General features: G+C 69.6%; 22 protein-coding genes and 1 pseudogene. 9 read left to right on the forward strand and 14 right to left on the reverse strand.

Annotation, left to right across the window (positions count from 1 at the left end):
- Positions 1-8 precede the first annotated feature (8 nt).
- The 5 genes from ADK36_RS14995 to ADK36_RS15015 form a co-directional block, all read right to left on the reverse strand.
- Positions 9-446, reverse strand: a complete 438-nt coding sequence (locus ADK36_RS14995) for a Fur family transcriptional regulator (protein WP_048585392.1) — start codon at positions 444-446, stop codon at positions 9-11.
- A 15-nt stretch (positions 447-461) separates the two neighbouring features.
- Positions 462-1,037 carry an FABP family protein gene (locus ADK36_RS15000; RefSeq protein ID WP_048585391.1) on the reverse strand — a complete coding sequence of 192 codons (576 nt, stop codon included), beginning with the start codon at positions 1,035-1,037 and terminating at the stop codon, positions 462-464.
- A gap of 241 nt (positions 1,038-1,278) precedes the next feature.
- Positions 1,279-2,130 carry a hypothetical protein gene (locus ADK36_RS15005; protein ID WP_053197875.1) on the reverse strand — a complete coding sequence of 284 codons (852 nt, stop codon included), beginning with the start codon at positions 2,128-2,130 and terminating at the stop codon, positions 1,279-1,281.
- Positions 2,127-3,017, reverse strand: a complete 891-nt coding sequence (locus tag ADK36_RS15010) for a hypothetical protein (RefSeq protein WP_234329768.1) — start codon at positions 3,015-3,017, stop codon at positions 2,127-2,129. The genes ADK36_RS15005 and ADK36_RS15010 overlap by 4 nt, the downstream gene beginning before the upstream one ends.
- Positions 3,014-3,769 carry a hypothetical protein gene (locus ADK36_RS15015; protein WP_234329769.1) on the reverse strand — a complete coding sequence of 252 codons (756 nt, stop codon included), beginning with the start codon at positions 3,767-3,769 and terminating at the stop codon, positions 3,014-3,016. Before ADK36_RS15015 ends, ADK36_RS15010 begins: the two co-directional genes overlap by 4 nt.
- A gap of 171 nt (positions 3,770-3,940) precedes the next feature.
- On the opposite strand from ADK36_RS15015, the gene ADK36_RS15020 reads away from it, so the two are divergent.
- On the forward strand, positions 3,941-4,303 hold the full coding sequence (locus tag ADK36_RS15020; RefSeq protein WP_053197877.1) for a DsrE family protein: 363 nt from the start codon (positions 3,941-3,943) through the stop codon (positions 4,301-4,303).
- 27 nt (positions 4,304-4,330) lie between these two features.
- Here ADK36_RS15020 and ADK36_RS15025 read toward each other — a convergent pair whose 3' ends face one another.
- From ADK36_RS15025 to ADK36_RS15055, 8 genes are all read right to left on the reverse strand, one after another.
- A complete protein-coding gene (locus ADK36_RS15025; RefSeq protein WP_048585388.1) occupies positions 4,331-4,591 on the reverse strand; it encodes a DUF3099 domain-containing protein in 261 nt (86 codons plus the stop codon).
- 89 nt (positions 4,592-4,680) lie between these two features.
- The gene (locus tag ADK36_RS15030; RefSeq protein ID WP_003991226.1) at positions 4,681-4,968 is read right to left on the reverse strand and encodes a DUF1416 domain-containing protein; all 288 of its coding nucleotides are present in this window, start codon (positions 4,966-4,968) and stop codon (positions 4,681-4,683) included.
- A gap of 103 nt (positions 4,969-5,071) precedes the next feature.
- The gene (locus ADK36_RS15035) at positions 5,072-5,911 is read right to left on the reverse strand and encodes a sulfurtransferase (protein WP_048585387.1); all 840 of its coding nucleotides are present in this window, start codon (positions 5,909-5,911) and stop codon (positions 5,072-5,074) included.
- Between the two features lie 125 nt (positions 5,912-6,036).
- Positions 6,037-6,141: a putative leader peptide gene (locus tag ADK36_RS51440; RefSeq protein WP_370260121.1), complete on the reverse strand. Its 105-nt coding sequence runs from the start codon at positions 6,139-6,141 to the stop codon at positions 6,037-6,039.
- Positions 6,142-6,320: 179 nt separating this feature from the next.
- On the reverse strand, positions 6,321-7,058 hold the full coding sequence (locus tag ADK36_RS15040; RefSeq protein WP_053197879.1) for an LmeA family phospholipid-binding protein: 738 nt from the start codon (positions 7,056-7,058) through the stop codon (positions 6,321-6,323).
- A 342-nt stretch (positions 7,059-7,400) separates the two neighbouring features.
- The gene (locus tag ADK36_RS15045; protein ID WP_053197880.1) at positions 7,401-8,618 is read right to left on the reverse strand and encodes a hypothetical protein; all 1,218 of its coding nucleotides are present in this window, start codon (positions 8,616-8,618) and stop codon (positions 7,401-7,403) included.
- A gap of 2 nt (positions 8,619-8,620) precedes the next feature.
- Positions 8,621-8,875, reverse strand: a complete 255-nt coding sequence (locus ADK36_RS15050; RefSeq protein WP_048585541.1) for a MoaD/ThiS family protein — start codon at positions 8,873-8,875, stop codon at positions 8,621-8,623.
- A gap of 38 nt (positions 8,876-8,913) precedes the next feature.
- Positions 8,914-9,804, reverse strand: a complete 891-nt coding sequence (locus ADK36_RS15055) for an alpha/beta hydrolase (protein WP_078916598.1) — start codon at positions 9,802-9,804, stop codon at positions 8,914-8,916.
- A gap of 171 nt (positions 9,805-9,975) precedes the next feature.
- On the opposite strand from ADK36_RS15055, the gene ADK36_RS15060 reads away from it, so the two are divergent.
- From ADK36_RS15060 to ADK36_RS15085, 6 genes are all read left to right on the forward strand, one after another.
- Positions 9,976-10,755 (forward strand): winged helix-turn-helix transcriptional regulator, encoded by a 780-nt coding sequence (locus ADK36_RS15060; RefSeq protein ID WP_048585543.1) that lies wholly within the window; start codon positions 9,976-9,978, stop codon positions 10,753-10,755.
- A gap of 117 nt (positions 10,756-10,872) precedes the next feature.
- Positions 10,873-11,895 carry a LacI family DNA-binding transcriptional regulator gene (locus ADK36_RS15065; RefSeq protein ID WP_030052138.1) on the forward strand — a complete coding sequence of 341 codons (1,023 nt, stop codon included), beginning with the start codon at positions 10,873-10,875 and terminating at the stop codon, positions 11,893-11,895.
- Positions 11,896-12,078: 183 nt separating this feature from the next.
- Complete coding sequence (locus tag ADK36_RS15070; protein ID WP_053197883.1) at positions 12,079-13,167, forward strand: S1C family serine protease; 1,089 nt, start codon at positions 12,079-12,081, stop codon at positions 13,165-13,167.
- 41 nt (positions 13,168-13,208) lie between these two features.
- Positions 13,209-13,397, forward strand: coding sequence for a hypothetical protein (locus ADK36_RS15075; RefSeq protein WP_048585545.1), 189 nt, complete (start codon positions 13,209-13,211; stop codon positions 13,395-13,397).
- A 79-nt stretch (positions 13,398-13,476) separates the two neighbouring features.
- The gene (locus tag ADK36_RS15080; RefSeq protein WP_048585546.1) at positions 13,477-14,214 is read left to right on the forward strand and encodes a response regulator transcription factor; all 738 of its coding nucleotides are present in this window, start codon (positions 13,477-13,479) and stop codon (positions 14,212-14,214) included.
- Entirely contained in the window at positions 14,211-15,662 is a 1,452-nt protein-coding gene (locus ADK36_RS15085) for a HAMP domain-containing sensor histidine kinase (protein WP_048585547.1), read from the forward strand. Before ADK36_RS15080 ends, ADK36_RS15085 begins: the two co-directional genes overlap by 4 nt.
- On the opposite strand, the pseudogene ADK36_RS50160 reads toward ADK36_RS15085, so the two are convergent.
- A pseudogene (locus ADK36_RS50160) lies at positions 15,659-15,835 on the reverse strand (DUF397 domain-containing protein); the annotation flags it as partial. The gene ADK36_RS15085 and the pseudogene ADK36_RS50160 sit on opposite strands and share 4 nt — an antisense overlap.
- A 536-nt stretch (positions 15,836-16,371) precedes the next feature.
- Here ADK36_RS50160 and ADK36_RS15090 point away from each other — a divergent pair.
- Both ADK36_RS15090 and ADK36_RS15095 read left to right on the forward strand, forming a co-directional pair.
- Complete coding sequence (locus tag ADK36_RS15090; RefSeq protein WP_048585548.1) at positions 16,372-17,229, forward strand: hypothetical protein; 858 nt, start codon at positions 16,372-16,374, stop codon at positions 17,227-17,229.
- A gap of 70 nt (positions 17,230-17,299) precedes the next feature.
- Positions 17,300-19,372: a pectinesterase family protein gene (locus tag ADK36_RS15095; protein WP_053197885.1), complete on the forward strand. Its 2,073-nt coding sequence runs from the start codon at positions 17,300-17,302 to the stop codon at positions 19,370-19,372.
- The last annotated feature ends 326 nt before the right edge of the window (positions 19,373-19,698 follow it).

Below are 19,698 nucleotides of genomic sequence, written 5' to 3' on the forward strand. Positions count from 1 at the left end.
GCCTAAGCCTACGACTCGGTAGTTGAAGCCTTCAGCGAGCACTCCTTACAGCGGCCGAAGATCGCGAAGTGCTTCATGTCGGTCTCGAAGCCGAAGGTCCGGCTCAGCTTGGCCGTGAACTCGGCGGCCACCTGGACGTCCGCCTCGATGACGCTCTCGCAGTCCCGGCAGACCAGGTGGAGGTGGTGGTGGCGGTCGGCCAGGTGATACGTCGGCGCGCCGTGCCCCAGATGGGCGTGGCTGACCAGCCCGAGTTCCTCCAGGAGCTCCAGGGTCCGGTACACGGTGGAAATGTTGACCCCCGACGCCGTCTTCCTCACTTCCACGAGGATGTCGTCGGGGGTCGCGTGCTCCAGGGTGTCCACAGCTTCGAGGACAAGCTGGCGCTGCGGCGTCAGCCGGTAGCCGCGCTGCCTGAGGTCGCTCTTCCAGTCGGTGCTCACCACACTGGAAGTCTAGGACTACTTGAAGAACGCGATGCCGTCGTCCGGCATGTCGTCGGGCAGGGCCTTGGCCCAGCGCTCGACCTCCTCCGGGGTGACGACCTTCTTCAGGTGGGCCGACATGTAGGGGCGCAGCTCGACCTCGGGGGTCTGCTTCTCGCCGACCCACATCAGGTCGCTCTTGACGTAGCCGTACAGCCGCTTGCCGCCGGTGTAGGGGCCGGAGGCGGCCGTGCGCGCCACCGCGTCCGTGACCAGGTCGATCTGGGGCTTCTTGTCGGCGAGCTCGCCGTACCAGATCTCGACGACGCCGTCGTCGCGGACCATCGTCACCTCGACCTTGCGGTCGGCGTCGATCCGCCAGAAGCCGTGCTCGGACTCCAGCGGCCGCACCTTGTTGCCGTCGTTGTCGAGCACCCAGGTGTGGGACCGGTACTCCAGGAAGTCCCGGCCGTCGTGCGTGAAGGCGACCTCCTGCCCGAAGTTGCACTTCTCGGAGCTCGGGAAGTCGTGCACGCCCGCGCCCGCCCAGTTGCCGAGCAGGAAGGCGAGGGGGACGAGGTCCTTGTGGAGGTCGGACGGGATCTCGATCATGAGCAGCTCAGAAGTCTCGTACGTCGGTGATGGCGGTCAGCGCTGGCCCTGGTACAGCTTCTTCACGGTCAGCCCGGCGAAGGCGAGAACGCCGACGCAGACCAGGACCAGCAGGGCTTCGAAGAAGATCTCCACGGGGTGCTCCTCGATTGAGCGTGGGGAATGCTTTGCGTACACAGGGCCGGGCCCCAGCTTACGCGGCCGGGGCCCGGCCCTCTGTGTGAGGTACGCCCTCGCGGGCTCAGCCGAGGAGCTGGCTCTGGAGTGTCACGGTCTGCTGGAAGGGGACGGCCCGCGCGCTGCCCTTCCTGGACTGGACGATCAGGGCGATCACGTCTCCGGCCGACAGGTATGCGTGGCGGACCTGCTCGGCGCCGTACGGCTTGGCCTCGGCGTATGCGACACGGAGCGTCTCCCCGGGCCAGGGCAGTTCCGAGAAGTCCTCGTCCTGGGCGGATGCCTCGGTGCCGCGGACCCGGTAGGCAGGGCTGCCGTACACGGCGACATCGGCCATCAGCTCGTCAACGACCGCCGCGGTGTCGAACTGCAGCAGGTAGATCCGGGTGTGCGTGCCGTCCTGGGTGGTCCAGCCGCGGGCGGCGATGTGCCGCAGGCCGTGGTCGACGAGCTCCTGCCGGAACATGTCACGCTCCAGCTTGTCGGCGTACTCCGCGAGGAAGTCCTTCGTCGCCAGCCAGCCGTCGTCGCCGCGCAGCGCCTTGTCCTCCCCTGCCCCCTTGGGCGCGGGCAGGAGCAGGGCACGCAGGTCGGCGTAGTGGGTGCCGGCCTTGTTCTCCTCGGCGAAGGGCTGCGGGCTGCCGGAGGGCAGCGGCGGCTTGGTGAGCGTCGGGTACTCCCACCGCCCGTCCGACTCCGTCGCCAGCCCCGGTACGTCGGTCCGCTCCATCCGGGTGATCCCGTACGCGGTGCCCGCACCGATCGCGGCGAAGGCGACGACGGCGGAGGTCCAGCGCAGCGCTGCGCGCAGGACGCGGCGGTCCTTCCGAGCCGGGGGCTCCGCCTGGAGTGGTACGGGTGGCGGCGGTACGTCGGTCGGGGGAGCCGGGACGGTGGCGTGCTGCTGCTCGCTCATATCGCCTTCCCCGGCTCTGCGATGCGGTCGAGCTGAGTGGCGAGCAGCAACGCGGCCCCCTTGGTGTCCAGTGGCTTGATGCCGTCCGCCGTGGCGGTGACCAGGACGTCTCCGACGTAGGCGGTGCAGTACATGCTTTCGAGATCCTCGTCGGTGTCCTTGGGCGGCAGGAAGCACTTGGCGTTCTTGTGTCCCTTGACCTTCGGGCCCTCGCGGAAGATGTCCAGGGCGTCGAGGAACTCGCTCTCGAACCTCGACGTGTTCCGGACGGCCGCCGTGCTCTCCAACCGGCTCAGCACGATGCTCACGGTGTAGGTGTCCTTGGCCTCGTCCTCGTAGTAGCTGGTGCCCTCCGTGTTGTAGTAGCTGCGCATCGCCATGCCCTTGATGGGCCTTTTGTCCATCCGCTTCTCCAGCTGCCGGCGCTGGGAACGGGGCAGGTCGCGCAGAGACTCCTTGCGCAGGGCCGTGGCCTGGGCACCGCTGAGCTGCGCGTCCGAGCCGAACTCACCGAGGTCCGGGCCCCGCACCCAGCCGTCGGTGCCGTACGGCACGAGCATCCCGGCGAGCCCGGAAGCGGACGGCGCCTTCTTGTCGTCGGTCCTGTCCGCCGCAGGGAACTTCCACACGGGTGCGCCCGCGTCCCGGTCGGCGTCCCGCACGGTGACGACGGTGTGGCTGACGCCGGCGACGACCGCCCCGGCCAGGAGCAGGGAACCGGCGATCGTGGCGATGCGGCCCCGACGGAGGGGCTTCCCGGTGGGCGGAGCGGCGGGCGGCTCCATCAGGGCAACCGTGTCGGGAGCGGGCGGAGCGGCTTGCGGTGTGGTCTGCGTGGGGTCGGCGAGCGGTGCTGTCGGCCCCGTCGCGTTCTGGTTCTCGCTCACAGGCGCCCCATCTGCCGCTGGGCCAGGTCCATGATCTTCTTCTTGCTGATCGGCTTGTCGGCGTAGACCCAGATCTGCATGGCGATGTCGCCGCGCCAGGCATGTGCCTCCGCGCTGTACAGCGGGAGGTAGCCGGCCTCGGTCTCGGGCTTGTTGTGGACGTACGCCATACCCTCCCCGGTGTCAGGGATGGGCCAGCTGTCGGTGGAGTCCTCGTCCTCCGCCCAGTACTGGTCGTTGTCGGTGGTTCCCGGGGCCGAGACCCGCTCTACCTGCCGGAACTGGACCAGCCGGATCTCCACGGTGTACGAGCTGCCGACCTGCCAGCCCGTGACGGCCGCCCGGCGGAACTCGTCGCTGACGAGCTCCTCGAACATCATGTCCGGCTTGTCGTAGTTACTGGCGAACGAGGCCATGTCCTGCCAGCCGTCAGTGACCGTCAGCCACTCGGTGTCCTTCGCCCCGGCCGGCTTCTTCAGCAGCAGCTTGCGCAGGTCGCCGTCGGTCTTCACCCGGCGGTCCTGGGCAGCCGACAGCGGCTCGGGCGCCTCTCCCTCAGCCTGCTTCAGGGTCGGCTGGGAGAGCGAGGGCAGCCTGGTGGGCTCGCGCTCGGCCTGTACGAGGTAACCAGCACAGGTCCCGGCGACGAGCCCGAGCACGACGGCTCCGGCGATCAGGAGGGCCGTACGCCCACGACGCCGAGGCCGGGGCGAAGCGATCGGCTCGGCCGGTCCGGGCACCTCCGCAGGCACGGGCGCAGCCGAGGGAACCGGTATGACCGGCGCGTCAGCCGCTTCTCCTGTTTCTTCTGATACATCCAAGACGTCCCCCCACGGAACGTGAAGTGCGCATTCCGTATGCGCGCGCACAGGAGACCCATGGCCAACGCCGCAGGTTGTAAGGGAGTTGATTACGATTCGGCCATGGCGAAGAAGCTGGTGATCAAGGTGACGGCGGGGGCCGATGCCCCCGAACGCTGCTCACAGGCGTTCACGGTCGCGGCGGTGGCCGTGGCCAGCGGCGTCGACGTCTCGGTGTGGCTGACCGGTGAGTCCGCGTGGTTCGCCCTGCCGGGCCGTGCCGCCGAGTTCGAACTCCCCCACGCGGCCCCGCTCCCCGACCTGATCGACTCCATCCTCGCGACCGGCCGTCTCACCCTGTGCACCCAGTGCGCGGCCCGCCGGGACATCACGGAGAAGGACGTCATCGAGGGCGTACGGATCGCGGGCGCCCAGGTCTTCGTGCAGGAGGCACTCGGCGACGAGACGCAGGCGCTCGTCTACTGAGACAGCCGGGGCGCACAGGACCCGCACCTATCGCGGCCGCTTCTTGCCGTCCAGCTCGTCCCACCACTCGTCGGACTTCGGGTCGCCGGAGGGGTCGTCCCACCAGCGGTCCTCCGGCCCCCGCCGGTTGGCGACCATCGCGGCCAGCGGCGGGATGACCATGGCCACCACGCACATGCCCACGGCCACCGGCACCGACCACAGGCGCACGACGCCCCAGGCCAGGACGAAGAGCGTGATGCACGTCCCCATCATGGCGAAGTAGACGTGACGTCGCCGTGCGTACATGACTCCAGGGTAGGTCCGCACACGCCGAAGGGCCGTACCCCAGGCGTCCAACCCACGGGGTACGGCCCTTCGACCGATCAGGGTGTTCCTCAGACCGCGATCGCGACCTCCGCCAGGCCGCCCTGCTGGGCGACGACCGTGCGGTCGGCGGTGGCGCCGGGGACCAGGGCCCGCACGGTCCAGGTGCCCTCGGCCGCGTAGAAGCGGAACTGGCCCGTGGCGGAGGTGGGGACCTCCGCGGTGAACTCGCCGGTCGAGTCCAGCAGTCGGACGTAACCGACGACGGGCTCGCCGTCCTTCGTCACCTGGCCCTGGATCGTGGTCTCACCGGGCTTGATCGTCGAGGCGTCCGGGCCGCCGGCCTTCGCTCCACACATGTCTTTCTCCATAAGGGGTCTGACCGGAAGGAAGGCCGGTCGGTCGGGTTGCTGCGGGTCTGTTCGCTTACTGCTGCTCTTGCTGCTGCTCTTGCTGCTGGTCCTACTTGTTGGCGCCGAGCTCGATCGGAACGCCGACGAGCGAGCCGTACTCGGTCCAGGAGCCGTCGTAGTTCTTGACGTTCTCCACACCGAGCAGCTCGTGCAGGACGAACCAGGTCAGCGCGGAGCGCTCACCGATACGGCAGTAGGCGATGGTGTCCTTCGCCAGGTCGACCTGCTCCTCGGCGTAGAGCTCCTTGAGCTCCTCGTCCGACTTGAAGGTGCCGTCGTCGTTGGCGTTCTTCGACCACGGGATGTTGCGCGCCGACGGGACGTGACCCGGACGCTGCGACTGCTCCTGCGGCAGGTGGGCCGGGGCGAGCAGCTTGCCGGAGAACTCGTCGGGCGAGCGCACGTCGACCAGGTTCTGCGAGCCGATCGCGGCGACGACGTCGTCACGGAAGGCGCGGATCGACTTGTCCTGCGGCTTGGCCTTGTAGGTGGTCTCGGTGCGCTCGGGGACCTCCTCGACCAGCTCGCGGGCGTCAAGCTCCCACTTCTTGCGGCCACCGTCGAGGAGCTTGACGTTCTCGTGGCCGTAGAGCTTGAAGTACCAGTAGGCGTACGACGCGAACCAGTTGTTGTTGCCGCCGTAGAGGATCACCAGCGTGTCGTTGGCGATGCCCTTGGCCGACAGGAGCTTCTCGAAGCCCTCCTGGTCGACGAAGTCGCGGCGGACCGGGTCCTGCAGGTCCTTGGTCCAGTCGATGCGAATCGCGTTCCTGATGTGGTTCTTCTCGTAGGCGGACGTGTCTTCGTCCACCTCCACGATCGCGATACCGGGGTTGTCCAGGTTCTCCTGGACCCAGTCGGCGTCGACGAGGACGTCGCTGCGGCTCATGCTCTTTCTCCTCCGGGGCAGTTGCGGCGGGGCGTGCGAGTGTGCGGGGTGCGCGTTCAAGGCCGAGACGACGCACCTGTGCCCTGGTCAGGGCAGCGGGGAAACGCGGAAGTCGGGGCTTCCGCTCAGAAGGGGCGACAGAGCATGGCGGCAACGCGGCAGAGGTCTACTGCCCGCCGCTTCGTGAGATCCGCCTGTCGCTTCATGGGCTCGATCGTAGGGACGGACATGCGGGCATGTCACCGGTGTGTCGCATGGTGAGACGAGACTGTCCGGGATGTGAGAACGAGAGGCCGCCGAGGCCGGTACCGCACGGCTTCCGGGCGGGTGTATCGGCGGTCACACCTACGGTGCGGACGACGCCGTCTCGCCTGTTGGACGCAGGGCGTCCAACAGGGCCGTAGCCGTACTACCCCGCGAGGCGGACGTTGGAACCCTTCACCGTGATCTCGACGCCGTTCTTCGCCGCCTGGACCTTGTCGAGCTGGATGCCGCCGGGGAGACCGTCGATCTTCTGCTCGAAGTCGGTGATCGCACGGGCCCGGTTCTCGGCGATGTCGGCGCCGCCGAAGTTGGGCAGGTTGTCGGCGTGCACCTTCACGGTGTCGCCCTCGGTGGTGACCGAGCTGAGGACGTAGACCGGGTTCGGCAGCTTGGTGCCGAGGACGGTGGCCTCGACGGCGACCTTGATCTTGCCGTTGCCGCCGTCCGACAGGCCGATGACGCTGGCGGTGACGCCGGGGGCGACCTCGGTGGGCTCGGACTTGGCGGTCTTCAGCAGCTCGGCGTAGGTGATGGACGCGGTGCCGGTGGCGGTGGCCGCGGTGGCGGAGCTGTAGTCGCCGGAGAACTCGACGCCCTTCATGCTGGCGGTGAGGTCGTCGATCCGGATCGTCTTGCCGTCGGTGCCGGTGTCGGCCTCGTAGTCCTTGATGCCGACCTCGACGTCGTCCAGCGAACCGCCGGCGACCTGCGTCAGGAACGGGAAGCCCTTGATGGACACGTCCGGGGCGGCGGCGAGGTTCTCGGAGGTCTGCAGCTTGCCGGCCGCCTCGTCCTCGGCGAACCCCACGGCGAGCCGGTCGGCCAGTACGAAGAGGCCGCCCAGGATCACGACGGTTATCAGCAGTATCCGAAGGGCTCGCATGTCGTGGTGTTCCCCCACCTCAGAGTCGTCAACGACGACGAGCGTAACTCTGCGGAGAGCTTGACCCGGCGAATTGTCGATCACCTGTGACAGCGGGGCATTTCTTCGCCCCCGCCGCCCCTACCCGTCCCGTCCTCCTGGGGCTCCGCCCCAGACCCGCCCCTCAAACGCCGGAGGGGCTGAATTGTCCGGGGGCGCAGCCCACCAGAAGGGGCGCGGGGAACGGCGCGACCAGCCCCCACCGGCCTGCACCCGCCCGCACCCGAAGAACACCCGGGGTCGAAGGGGCGGAGCCCCTGGGGATGGGACGGGTAGGGGCGGCGGGGGCGAGGAAAGCCGGGCTCAGGCGAAGGCCCGTCCCAGCAGGTACACCGCCGGTGCCGCAGCCGCCAACGGCAGCGCGACGCCCGCCGTGAAGTGCACGAACCGCGACGGATAGTCGTAGCTCGCCACCCGGTGCCCGATCAGCGCACCCGCCGCGACCCCCGCCCCGAGCAGCGCCCCACCGGACCCCACCCCGGTCAGGGCACCGACCACACCCCCCGCACCCGCAGCCGCGAGCAACGCGACCACCACGGAGACCGGCGTCGGCAACGGCAGCGCACGGACCAGCACCGCGACGGCGACCGCCACCGCGCCCACACTCACCGCGTCCGCCTCGGCCGCGAGATACCCGCCCGCGATGATCGACAGCGCCGCCGAGGCCACCGTCGCCATCAACCCGTACATCCGCTCGTCCGGATCGGCGTGCGAGCGGAGCTGCAGAACCAGGGTCAGCAGCACCCAGACCCCCAGCGTGCCGAGGATCGCCGCCGGGGCACGGCCGGACGCCAGCAGCGCCACGTCCGCCGTCAGCGCCCCCGCGAAGGCCAGCGCGATGCCCTGCCGGGCGGGCCACATGCCGTTCAGCCGGAACCAGCCCGCCGCCGTCACCGCCTGGAGGGCGACCAGGGGGACGAGAAGGGCGTACGACCCGATCGCCGCCGCGCCCGAGAGCAACAGCCCCAGCAGCGCCGTCAGCCCGGCCGGCTGGATCCCCGGCTCGATGATCGGGGAACGGCCCTCGAGCCGGGCCCGCTGGGCGTCCGTGATGCGGGCGTTGCCGGCCACGGTCGCGGGACCGTACCCGGGGTCTTCACCCGACTCCGCTTCCCTTTCCGGCTCGGACCGAGGCCGGGGCGCCTGCGCCTGTGCGTGGGCCGACCGGGCCTGCGCGTGTGCTTGGGCCTGCGCCTGTGCTTGGGCCTGCGCCTGTGCTTGGGCCTGCGGCCCGCCGTACCCCGCGTACGCGCCCACGCCGGGTGTACCCGCACCCTGCGACGGCAGATAGGACGTCTCCGCCGCCGAGCCGGGAGCCACCGGCGGCTGCACGTGCGTCTCCCAGGTCTGCCCCTGCCACTGCTGCGTGTACTGCTGGGCGGCGGCCTGCTGCTCGTCGTAAGCCTGCTGCCCGGGCCACGCCTGCGGGGCCTGCTGGTGAGCAGGGTGTTGGGCGGGGTGTTGCGCGGGCTGCTGATACGGGTCGTACCCGTCGTACCCCTGATACGGCTGGTCGGTCATCGTCACCCTCCTGCGAACGGCGGGAGCACCTCGACCGTGCCGCCGTCGGCCAGCCGTACCGTCTCATGTTCGCGGGTGCCCACGGGGTCACCGTCGACGAGGAACGAGCATCGCTGCAGGACGCGCACGAGTTCACCGGGGTGTCGCTCGCGGGCGGCGTCGAGCGCCTCGGCGAGCGTGGCCGCGTCGAGCGGCTCCTCGGCGATCCCGGCCGCGGCCTTCGCGGCGGCCCAGTAGCGCACCGTGACCTTTGGCATTCCGGTTCCTCAATCGATCGGCTGTGTACCCCGTCAGGCTAGCCGCCCTGTGCGACGGCCCAGTCCCCGATGCGGGCCAGCAGCGCGTCGCCGGCCGCGTGCTCGGCGTGGCCCATGCCGGGCTCCAGCCAGAGTTCACCGTGGTCACCGGCCGCCTGGGCCAGCATGCGGGGGTGGTCGAGGGGGAAGTAGCCGTCCCGGTCGCCGTGCACGATCAGCAAGGGGGTGGGTGCGATCCGCGGGACCGCCTGCACCGGGGAGAGCGGCACCGGATCCCACTCTCGGTGGTGGATCCGCGTACGGAAGCCGTAGCGGCCCACCAGGCGGCCCTCGGGCCGGGTCACCAGCCAGTGGAGCTTCCGCATCGGAGCCGTGCCCCGGTAGTACCAGCGGGCGGGCGCGCTCACGGACACCACCGCGTCCGAGTGCGCCCCCGCGCTCCCCTCGTGGCCCTCGTGCCCCTCGTGCTCCGATCCGTCCGCGCGGTACAGCGCCGCATGCCGCAGCACCACCGAGCCGCCCATGGAGAAGCCGACGGTCACCACGCGCGCGTGCCCGAGCTCACGGGCCCAGCGCACCGCGGCCGCCAGGTCGAGCACCTCGCGGTCCCCGACCGTCGAACGGCCCCCGGACGCTCCGTGCCCGCGGAAGGAGAAGGTGACGACGGCCCCGTGCCGGGTGAGGGCCTGCGCCACCCGTCGCACATGGGGCCGGTCCACATCGCCGGTGAAGCCATGGGCGACGACGAACACCAAGTCACGGGCAGATGGACGCGAGGCGTCGTATACAACCGCACCCAGGTCGTATACGGAATCGATCGTCACGCCGTCGTCCGTGTGCAGAAACGTCCGCAAAGGTGTACGTCTGGTTGTCTCAGAGTGCGGACGAAGCGTGGATCGTGCCACATGACCTGCCGGACCGTTGCTCATGTGGGCTATTCTGCTGGGCAGAGGACTCGGGCAGCGTAGCCCCCGGGTCCTTTTGTGCTTTCGGAAGCGTTGTATACGGCGCGGGAAACCGCAGGTGTACGGGGCCTTCGGGATCGCAGAGCAGTTCCGTACCGCACACGTCCTCGCAGGGACCGAGGAGGAACCAGACGTATGAGTTCTCTGCTGCTCCTGACCAACGCCCTCCAGCCGTCGACGGAGGTGCTCCCGGCACTCGGCCTGCTGCTGCACAACGTGCGCGTGGCTCCGGCGGAAGGCCCGGCACTCGTCGACACCCCAGGTGCCGACGTCATCCTGATCGACGGCCGCCGCGACCTCCCACAGGTGCGCAGCCTGTGCCAGCTCCTGCGCTCGACCGGCCCCGGCTGCCCCCTCGTTCTCGTCGTCACCGAGGGCGGCCTCGCCGCCGTCACCGCCGACTGGGGCATCGACGACGTCCTCCTGGACACCGCCGGGCCCGCCGAGGTCGAGGCGCGGCTGCGGCTCGCGATGGGGCGTCAGCAGATCGTCAACGACGACTCCCCGATGGAGATCCGCAACGGCGACCTCTCGGTCGACGAGGCGACGTACAGCGCCAAGCTCAAGGGGCGGGTCCTCGACCTCACCTTCAAGGAGTTCGAGCTCCTCAAGTACCTCGCCCAGCACCCCGGCCGCGTCTTCACGCGCGCGCAGCTGCTCCAGGAGGTCTGGGGCTACGACTACTTCGGCGGCACCCGGACCGTCGACGTGCACGTACGACGGCTGCGCGCCAAGCTCGGCCCCGAGCACGAGTCACTCATCGGGACCGTCCGGAACGTCGGTTATCGATTCGTTACGCCCGAGAAGGTCGAGCGGGCCGCCGAGGAAGCCAAGGCCAAGGCCGACCGGGCAAAGTCGGCGGATCCGGACGAGACGGCCGCCCTGGACGGCACCGAGGTCCGTGCCGACGTCTAGCGGGCGAGTGGGCAGGGCGCCGAGGGCATTGCTTTCGCACAGGGGAGTGACCACCCGGCGCCAGGGAAGCGCCTTCACGCCCTGCCCAGAGCGGGTCCATCCGCGTAGACTCCGCGCGTGGCCAAGGTGACTCGCGATGACGTGGCGCGACTGGCAGGTACTTCGACTGCCGTCGTCAGTTACGTCATCAACAACGGACCCCGGCCGGTCGCCCCGGCCACGCGCGAGCGTGTCCTCGCCGCGATCAAGGAGCTGGGGTACCGGCCCGACCGGGTCGCCCAGGCGATGGCCTCGCGGCGCACGGACCTCATAGGCCTGATCGTGCCGGACGCCCGCCAGCCCTTCTTCGGCGAGATGGCACACGCGGTCGAGTGGGCCGCCGCCGAGCGCGGAAAGATGGTCCTCGTCGGCAACTCCGACTACGTCGGCGAGCGCGAGGTCCACTATCTGCGGGCGTTCCTCGGGATGCGCGTCTCGGGGCTGATCCTCGTCTCGCACGCCATGAACGACCTGGCCGCCGCCGAGATCGAGGCATGGGACGCCCGGGTCGTCCTGCTGCACGAGCGGCCCGAGGCCATCGACGACGTCGCCGTCGTCACCGACGACCTCGGCGGCGCCCAGCTCGCCGTACGCCACCTCCTGGAGCACGGCTACGAGTACGTCGCCTGTATGGGCGGCATAGCGGAGACCCCGGCGGTCGGCGACCCGGTCTCCGACCACGTCGAGGGCTGGCGGCGCGCCATGCAGGAGGCCGGGATCTCCACCGAGGGCCGGCTCTTCGAGGCCCTCTACAGTCGCTACGACGCCTACCACGCCGCCCTGGAGATCCTCTCCGGGCCGAACCGCCCGCCGGCGATCTTCTGCTCTACCGACGACCAGGCGATCGGCCTGCTGCGCGCGGCGCGCGAGCTGCGCATCGACGTGCCGGGGCAGCTCGCGGTCGCCGGCTTCGACGACATCAAGGAAGCGGCGCTGGCGGATCCGCCGCTGACGACGATCGCGTCCGACCGGTCGGCGATGGCGCGGGCCGCGGTCGACCTGGTCCTCGACGACGGTCTGCGGGTGGCGGGCTCGCGACGTGAGCGCCTGAAGGTGTTCCCGTCGCGCTTGGTGGTACGGCGGTCCTGCGGCTGCAAGTGAGGGCGGCCGCAAGTGAGGGCCGCCGCACAGTGCGGCTCTGAGGGCCGGCGGGCCTTTATGAAGCCCGTCTGAGAGGCCGCGGCAAGCCGCGAGAACGGCCTTTACATCGGGCATACGAGCTTCTGCCGGGCTTCTCAGGGAGCACTCAGGAAGCTCTCATGGTCGGGCGACAAGCTCATTTCCATGACCGAGAGCTTCCGCCGCAGCGGCGATTACGAGAACCCGTACCAGGGCGCCCAGCAGCACGCCTCCTCTCCCGTGAACCCCGAGTGGCCGCCCCCGCCGGCGTACGAGCCGACGGCCCAGGCCCCCGCGGGGACCGGAACCGGCGCCACTGCCGGCGAAGCCCCCACCGCTCTCCTCACCGAGCCCGTCACCCAGCCGCCGAAGGCGCGGCGCCGGCCCCGCGGCCCGGTCGCCCTGCTCGCCGCCGTGGCGATCGTCGCCGCCGCGATCGGGGGCGGCACGGCGTACGGCATACAGGAGCTGACCGGCAACGACACCGTCGCCACCACCAGCTCCACCAGCACCAACGTCATCCCCTCCAGCCAGAAGGGCACGGTCTCCGGGGTCGCCAAGGCGGTCAGCCCGAGCATCGTCGAGATCAACGCGACCTCGAACGCCGGCTCCTCCACCGGCTCCGGCGTGATCATCACCAGTGACGGCGAGATCGTCACCAACAACCACGTCGTCTCCGGCGCCTCCTCGATCAAGGTGAGCACCAGCGACGGCAAGACGTACACCGCCGAGGTCGTCGGCACCGACAGCAGCAAGGACCTCGCGCTGATCAAGCTGCGGAACGCCTCCGGGCTGACGGTGGCCACCCTCGGCGACTCCTCCGGCGTCCAGGTCGGCGACCAGGTCGTGGCGATCGGCTCCCCCGAGGGCCTGACCGGCACGGTCACCAGCGGCATCGTGTCCGCGCTCCACCGTGACGTGACCGTCTCGACGGACGAGAGCCAGGGCCGGCAGCAACAGCAGCAGGGCGGCGGCGGCTGGCCGTTCGAGTTCGGCGGTCAGGAGTTCAACGGCGACACCGGTTCGTCGACGACGACGTACAAGGCGCTCCAGACGGACGCGTCCCTGAACCCCGGCAACTCCGGCGGCGCGCTGATCGACATGAACGGCAACATCATCGGCATCAACTCCGCGATGTACTCGGCCTCCGGCTCGGGTTCGTCCGACGCGGGCAGCGTGGGCCTCGGCTTCGCCATCCCGATCAACACCGTCAAGGCCGACCTGGCGAAGCTGCGGTCGGGTTCACAGAACTAGCCGGCCCTCTGAGCCGACTCGCCGAGCTGAAGGAGTACGCCATGATCAAGCAGGTTGAGCACACCGCGACCGGCGTCGGTGCGGCCGACTTCGCCCTCGCCCTGGAGGTCGCCGGTGTCCTGCACACGCCCGCGGCCCCGTCCCGGGCACCGGAGCTGGCGACCGCGCCCCTGAACGCCGGTCGCCGGGCCGCCGCGGCCCGCGCCCGCCGCCGTACCGTACGAGGCTGAGCAAGCCGAGAAGCATGCGAGGCTGAAGGCGTTCAGCCGCTCAGCCCCTGTCCCACCGCACCCCGAGGATCCCGAGCCCATGAGCCCCGCCGATGGCGACCGTGACCCGCAGCGCATCCTGATCGTCGACGACGAGCCGGCGGTACGCGAAGCACTCCAGCGCAGCCTCGCCTTCGAGGGGTACGACACCGAGGTCGCGGTCGACGGCGCCGACGCCCTGGAGAAGGCGACCGCCTACCGGCCCGACCTGGTGGTCCTGGACATCCAGATGCCCCGCATGGACGGCCTCACCGCCGCCCGCCGTATCCGCGGCGCCGGCGACACGACGCCGATCCTCATGCTGACGGCCCGTGACACGGTCGGCGACCGCGTGACCGGGCTGGACGCCGGGGCCGACGACTACCTGGTCAAGCCCTTCGAACTGGACGAACTCTTCGCCCGGGTACGCGCCCTGCTGCGACGCAGCTCGTACGCGGCGGCGGCCGGTGCGGGCACGGTGGAGGACGACGAGGCGCTGACCTTCGCGGACCTGCGCATGGACCTCGCGACGCGGGAGGTCACGCGGGGTGGGCGGCCGGTGGAGCTGACCCGTACGGAGTTCACGCTGCTGGAGATGTTCATGGCGCATCCGCGCCAGGTGCTGACCCGTGAGCAGATCCTGAAGGCCGTGTGGGGCTTCGACTTCGAGCCGTCGTCGAACTCGCTGGACGTGTACGTCATGTACCTACGCCGCAAGACCGAGGCGGGCGGGGAGCCGCGGCTCGTGCACACGGTTCGGGGTGTGGGGTATGTGCTGCGGCAGGGTGGGGCGGAGTGAAAGGGGTTCTGCGCCGGTACCGGTCGCTGCCGATCCGCTCACGGCTGGCCCTGCTGGTAGCGGCAGCGGTGGCCTTCGCGGTGGCGGCTGTGTCGGTGACCTGCTGGTTCATCGTGCAGGGGCGGCTGTACGACCAGGTGAACGACGACCTGGGGCAGGCGCGGATGAAGCCCGGGCAGTGGGTAGAGATGCAGAACGCGCTCACCAACTGCACTCAGTCCCCGGAGGGCTCGAAACCCTTCCGGAACCTGTACTCGCAGGTCGTCAAGGCGGACGGGACCCCCTGCGTCACCGAGGACTCCATCGGCGCGGTCAAGGTCACCCAGGCCGACAAGGACGTGATCAAGAACGGGATGGCCAGCCGGGGCATCATCCGCAACGGCACGGCGGACGACGGTACGCCGCTGCGCGTGATGACCGTGCCGCAGCTCGCCCAGAACGCCGGCACAGGTGAGCAGACCTACGTCGCCATCACCATCGCGGTGTCGCTGGAGGGCACCAAGTCCACCCTCAACGACCTCGCCCTCGTCCTCCTCCTCGTCTCCGGCATCGGAGTCATCGGCGCCGGAGCCGCCGGCCTCGCCGTGGCCCGCGCCGGCCTCCGTCCAGTCGACAAACTCACCGAGGCCGTCGAACACGTCGCCCGCACCGAGGACCTGAACATCCGCATCCCGGTGGAGGACGACTCCGAGGACGAGGTGGCCCGGCTCTCCCGTTCCTTCAACTCCATGACCTCCGCCCTGGCCAGCTCCCACGAGCTCCAGCAACAGCTCATCGCCGACGCCGGCCACGAACTGCGCACCCCCCTCACCTCCCTGCGCACCAACATCGAACTGCTCACCCGCAGCGAGGAGACGGGCCGCCCGATCCCCGAGGCCGACCGCAAGGCACTGCTCGCCTCGGTGAAGGCGCAGATGACCGAACTGGCCTCCCTGATCGGCGACTTGCAGGAGCTGTCCCGTTCGGAGGGCCAGCGCGGCGAACGCGTCCAGGTGATCTCCCTGGAGGACACGGTCGAGTCGGCCCTGCGCCGGGCACGGCTGCGCGGCCCGGAGCTGACGATCAGCGCCGACCTCCAGCCCTGGTACGTGCGGGCGGAACCGGCGGCGCTGGAGCGCGCGGTGGTCAACGTCCTCGACAACGCGGTGAAGTTCAGCCCCGAGGGCGGCACGATCGAGGTCGCCCTGACCGACGGTGTCCTCACCGTCCGCGACCACGGCCCCGGCATCCCCGCCGACGAACTCCCCCACGTCTTCGACCGCTTCTGGCGCTCCCCGAGCGCGCGTGCGCTGCCGGGCTCGGGACTGGGCCTGTCGATCGTGGCCCGTACGGTCGAGCAGGCGGGCGGCCAGGTCACGCTGGCCCGCGCGGAGGGCGGCGGCACGGTGGCGACCGTACGGCTGCCGGGGGCGCCGACGCCGCCGCCCGCGGAGCCGCAGGAGTCCTAGCTACGACGACGCGACTCCGGCGCCTGGTTCTTGAGGGCGGCGAGGAAGGACGCCCAGGGGGTCGCGCCGAAGACGAGTACCCGACCGTCCGGGTTCTTGCTGTCGCGGACGGGGACGACGCCGGGGTGGCCGTCGCCGACCTCGACGCAGTCGTTGGCTCCCCCTTCGCTGTAGGACGACTTGCGTCACAGTGCCGCGCTGAGGTCGGGGGTCACGCGGGGCCACCCTTCACTCCCGGCACACCCGCCCAGGGTCGGCCGTTCGGCCGAGCGTAAGGGTGGGGAGCAGGCACAGCCCGGCCTTTCGACTGAGGCGCAGCAAGCGCGCGGGGCACGAGAGTGGTAGGCACGACGCCCGGCCCGACGTCCCTCCCCCCGGACCGGGCCGGGCGCCCCCGCACGAGCGTGGAACATGATCGCGAACGCACACGGCAGCGGCCTCGCACCCCATGTCCAGGCGGTCACGAGCTCGCGTACCGTCCGCCGGTTTTCTCAACTCGCCTACTGGTCACCGGAGTTACTCACGTGAAGCGCCGACAGGCCAAAGCCGATAAAACCCGACAGACACCCCCACCCAGCTGTCGATGTCCTGTCATCCTCACCCGATCCCGACCCTACTCGTGAGTTCTCTGCAATCTTCCTGGCTGTCAGACAGGTGCCGGCCGTACCAGTCGGCGCCGTGCACAGCGCACAGGAGTGAGCCAACCCCCATGCGACTCATTCGCAAATCGACACTCAAGAAGAGCGCCCTGAGCATCGCCTCCGCCGCCCTCGCCATATCCGGCGTGCTGGCGGGCGCCGGTTCCGCCCAGGCGGCCGGTCCCGGCGGTGCTCAGAACGTCCGGGGCGTCGACCCCGGCAACACCGACCTGATGATCGAGCGGCTCTGCAACCAGGAGGGCAGCCTGACCGGCGTCTACGGCGCCCTCAACGTCGACACCGGCGAGTTCAAGACGCAGGACGAGTACCTGAGGGACGTCTTCGGGCTGTGGAAGCCCGCCGGGCCGTGGGAGCTGTTCCGCGGCTGGTGCGGCTACGCCGAGGCCTCGACCTGGTCCATCAAGGGCGAGCCGGTCCGTACGTCCCGGTGGATCGGGAACCGGGGCTCGGCGGACGACAAGGAGACGTTCGTCAGCAGCTACGGCACCAAGACGTTCGCCAAGAAGAGCGTCGGGGGCACCATCAGCCTCTCCCTCGCCAAGAGCATCTTCTCGGGCAGCGTGGGCGGCAGCGCCGGTTACGAGTGGGGCTGGGAGAAGGAGTCCCGCTTCGAGACCCGCAGCGAGAAGACCATCCCGCCGTGCCGGCAGGTGGCCGTGACCTGGACGCCGTACCAGCGCGTGGTACGCGTGAACCCGGTCTTCTACGTCGAGGACTACCAGTGGAACAAGGGTGACGGCGACGTCACCGCCCACACCTGGCGCGGCCGGGACGCGAGCTGGAAGACGATCTACTCGTACGGCTACTACATCGACGGCGTCTCCGACAAGCTCCTGCCCAACGGCCAGCCCGACGGCCGCGAGGACAAGATCGAGCAGAAGCTCGACCCCAACACCTGCACCAAGTAGGCAACCTTTCCGTGCGGGGCGGCGACCGCTCTTCGGAGCAACCATCCCCCCGCACGGAACGGATCGCCGCATGAGCGAGCAACACAGCAAGACCCGTCACCGCAGAAGGAAGACGGCCCTGGCGGTGAGTCTCCCCCTCGCCCTCACCGCCGCCGGAACCATGGCCTACGGCACGGACTTCGGCCTCTTCGGCGAGGACGCGCAGCGCACGGCGTCCGCCGCGAGCGCCGCCGCCCCCGCCTGGGCCACCGCCACCGCCGACGGCTTCGCGTCAGTCAACTCCCTTGGCCAGAACGGCACTTACGGTGGCCGGGACGGACAGATCGTCACCGTCAGGACCCAGGCCGATCTGGAGAAGTACGCGACGGCCGCCGAGCCGTACGTCATCGTCGTCGCCGGGGTCATCAACATGAACCCGGTCGGGAAAGAGATCAAGGTCCAGTCGGACAAGACCATCGTCGGGTCCGGGACGTCCGGGCACATCGTCGGCGGTGGCTTCTTCCTCGGGTCCGGCGTGCACAACGTGATCATCCGGAACCTGACCATCCGCGACTCGTACCAGGGCGTCTGGAACGACAAGGACCACGACTTCGACGCCATCCAGATGGACGGCGCCCACCATGTGTGGATCGACCACAACGATCTGCGGCACATGGCCGACGGACTCATCGACGTCCGCAAGGACAGCACGAACGTCACCGTGTCCTGGAACAAGCTCAGCCAGAACAACAAGACCTTCGGCATCGGCTGGACTGAGAACGTCAAGACGGACATCACGGTCCACCACAACTGGTTCCGCGAGACCGAGCAGCGCAACCCGTCCACCGACAACGCGGCCCACGCGCACCTCTACAACAACTTCCTGGAGGACGTGGCGGGCAACAACATCAAGTCGTCGTACGGCAACTACTCGCGCGGCAAGACGAAGATGGTCCTGGAGAACTCCTACTTCCAGGGCATGAACAACCCCGTCACCAAGGACAGCACCGCGACGCTCGTCCAGCGCGGCAACGTCTTCTCGGGGACGAGTGGCCGTAACGAGAGCGGCGGTACGGCCTTCGACCCGAAGACGTACTACCCGTACACGCTCGACTCGGCGGCGAACGTGCCCTCGCTCCTCAAGTCCGGTGCCGGTCCCCGTAGTTCGATCGGTACGACCAGCAGCTCCACCGTGAGCACCAAGGCCGCGACGACCCTCACCGTCGCCAAGGACGGCAGCGGGCAGTACTCGACCGTGCAGGCGGCCGTGAACGCCGTACCTGCGAACAACGCCTCCCGGGTCGTGATCGCGGTCAAGCCGGGCACGTACCGCGAGCTGGTCAAGGTTCCGTCCAACAAGCCGCACGTCACCATCCAGGGGACCGGGGGGAGCCGCAAGGACACGGTGATCGTCTACAACAACGCGGCCGGGACGCCGAAACCGGGCGGCGGCACCTACGGCACCGGCGGCAGCGCCACCGTCGCCGTCGAGGCCGACGACTTCCAGGCCCGCAACCTGACCATCTCCAACGACTTCGACGAGAAGGCGAACCAGAGCCTGAGCGGCCATCAGGCCGTGGCCCTGCGCACCGCCGCCGACAGGGTGTTCCTGGACGGGATCATCACCGAGGGCGACCAGGACACCCTGCTGCTGGACACGGCCGCGAAGGACAAGCTCGGCCGGGTCTACGTCAAGAACTCCTACATCACCGGCAACGTCGACTTCATCTTCGGCCGGGCGTCGGCCGTGATCGACCGCTCGGTCATCACGCTGAAGAAGCGCTGGGACGGCACGTCGGCCGGCTATGTCACCGCCCCCAGCACGGCGGCGAACCGCAAGGGCATCCTGATCGCCAACTCGGCCGTGACCGGCGACGTCTCCGCGTCCAGCTTCTTCCTGGGCCGCCCCTGGCACGCGGGCGGTGACGCGACCCTCGACCCGCAGACGACGGTCCGCAACACGACCCTCAGCGCGGCGGTCAGGTCCACGCCCTGGACCGACATGAGCGGCTTCTCCTGGAAGGACGACCGCTTCGCCGAGTACAAGAACACCGGCCCGGGTTCCGGTTCCGCGAGCTCCAACCGCCCGCAGCTGACCGACGCCCAGGCCACCGGGCAGGAGGTCGCGGACTGGCTGGGCGACTGGACGCCGTCGGCTTCCTGACGTCCGCGTGGGCGGTGTGGGGACGGAGGCCGGCGACCCCGCGACCCTTGCCGGCCGCTGGACGGCCTTCGTCCCCAGCCCGTCGCGACGGATCGGCCCAACGGCCGAAGTGGGCGGTTTCGCGCGCCACCTGCACGAAATCGCAAGGAGAACGACCATGACTGATGCCGGACGCCCGCAGCGCAGGGCCATCCTCACCGGCGCACCCTCCGCCTGACAGGCCCGGAAGGTTTGAAAGGTTTTAAAGGTTCGGAAGTACCGGAATGTCTAGTGGACCTTGGGGGGACACCTCGTCCAACTTCCCGGGTCGCCCCATGAGTTGACCG

It is taken from the genome of Streptomyces viridochromogenes (assembly GCF_001270495.1).
Lineage (GTDB): Bacteria > Actinomycetota > Actinomycetes > Streptomycetales > Streptomycetaceae > Streptomyces > Streptomyces viridochromogenes_A.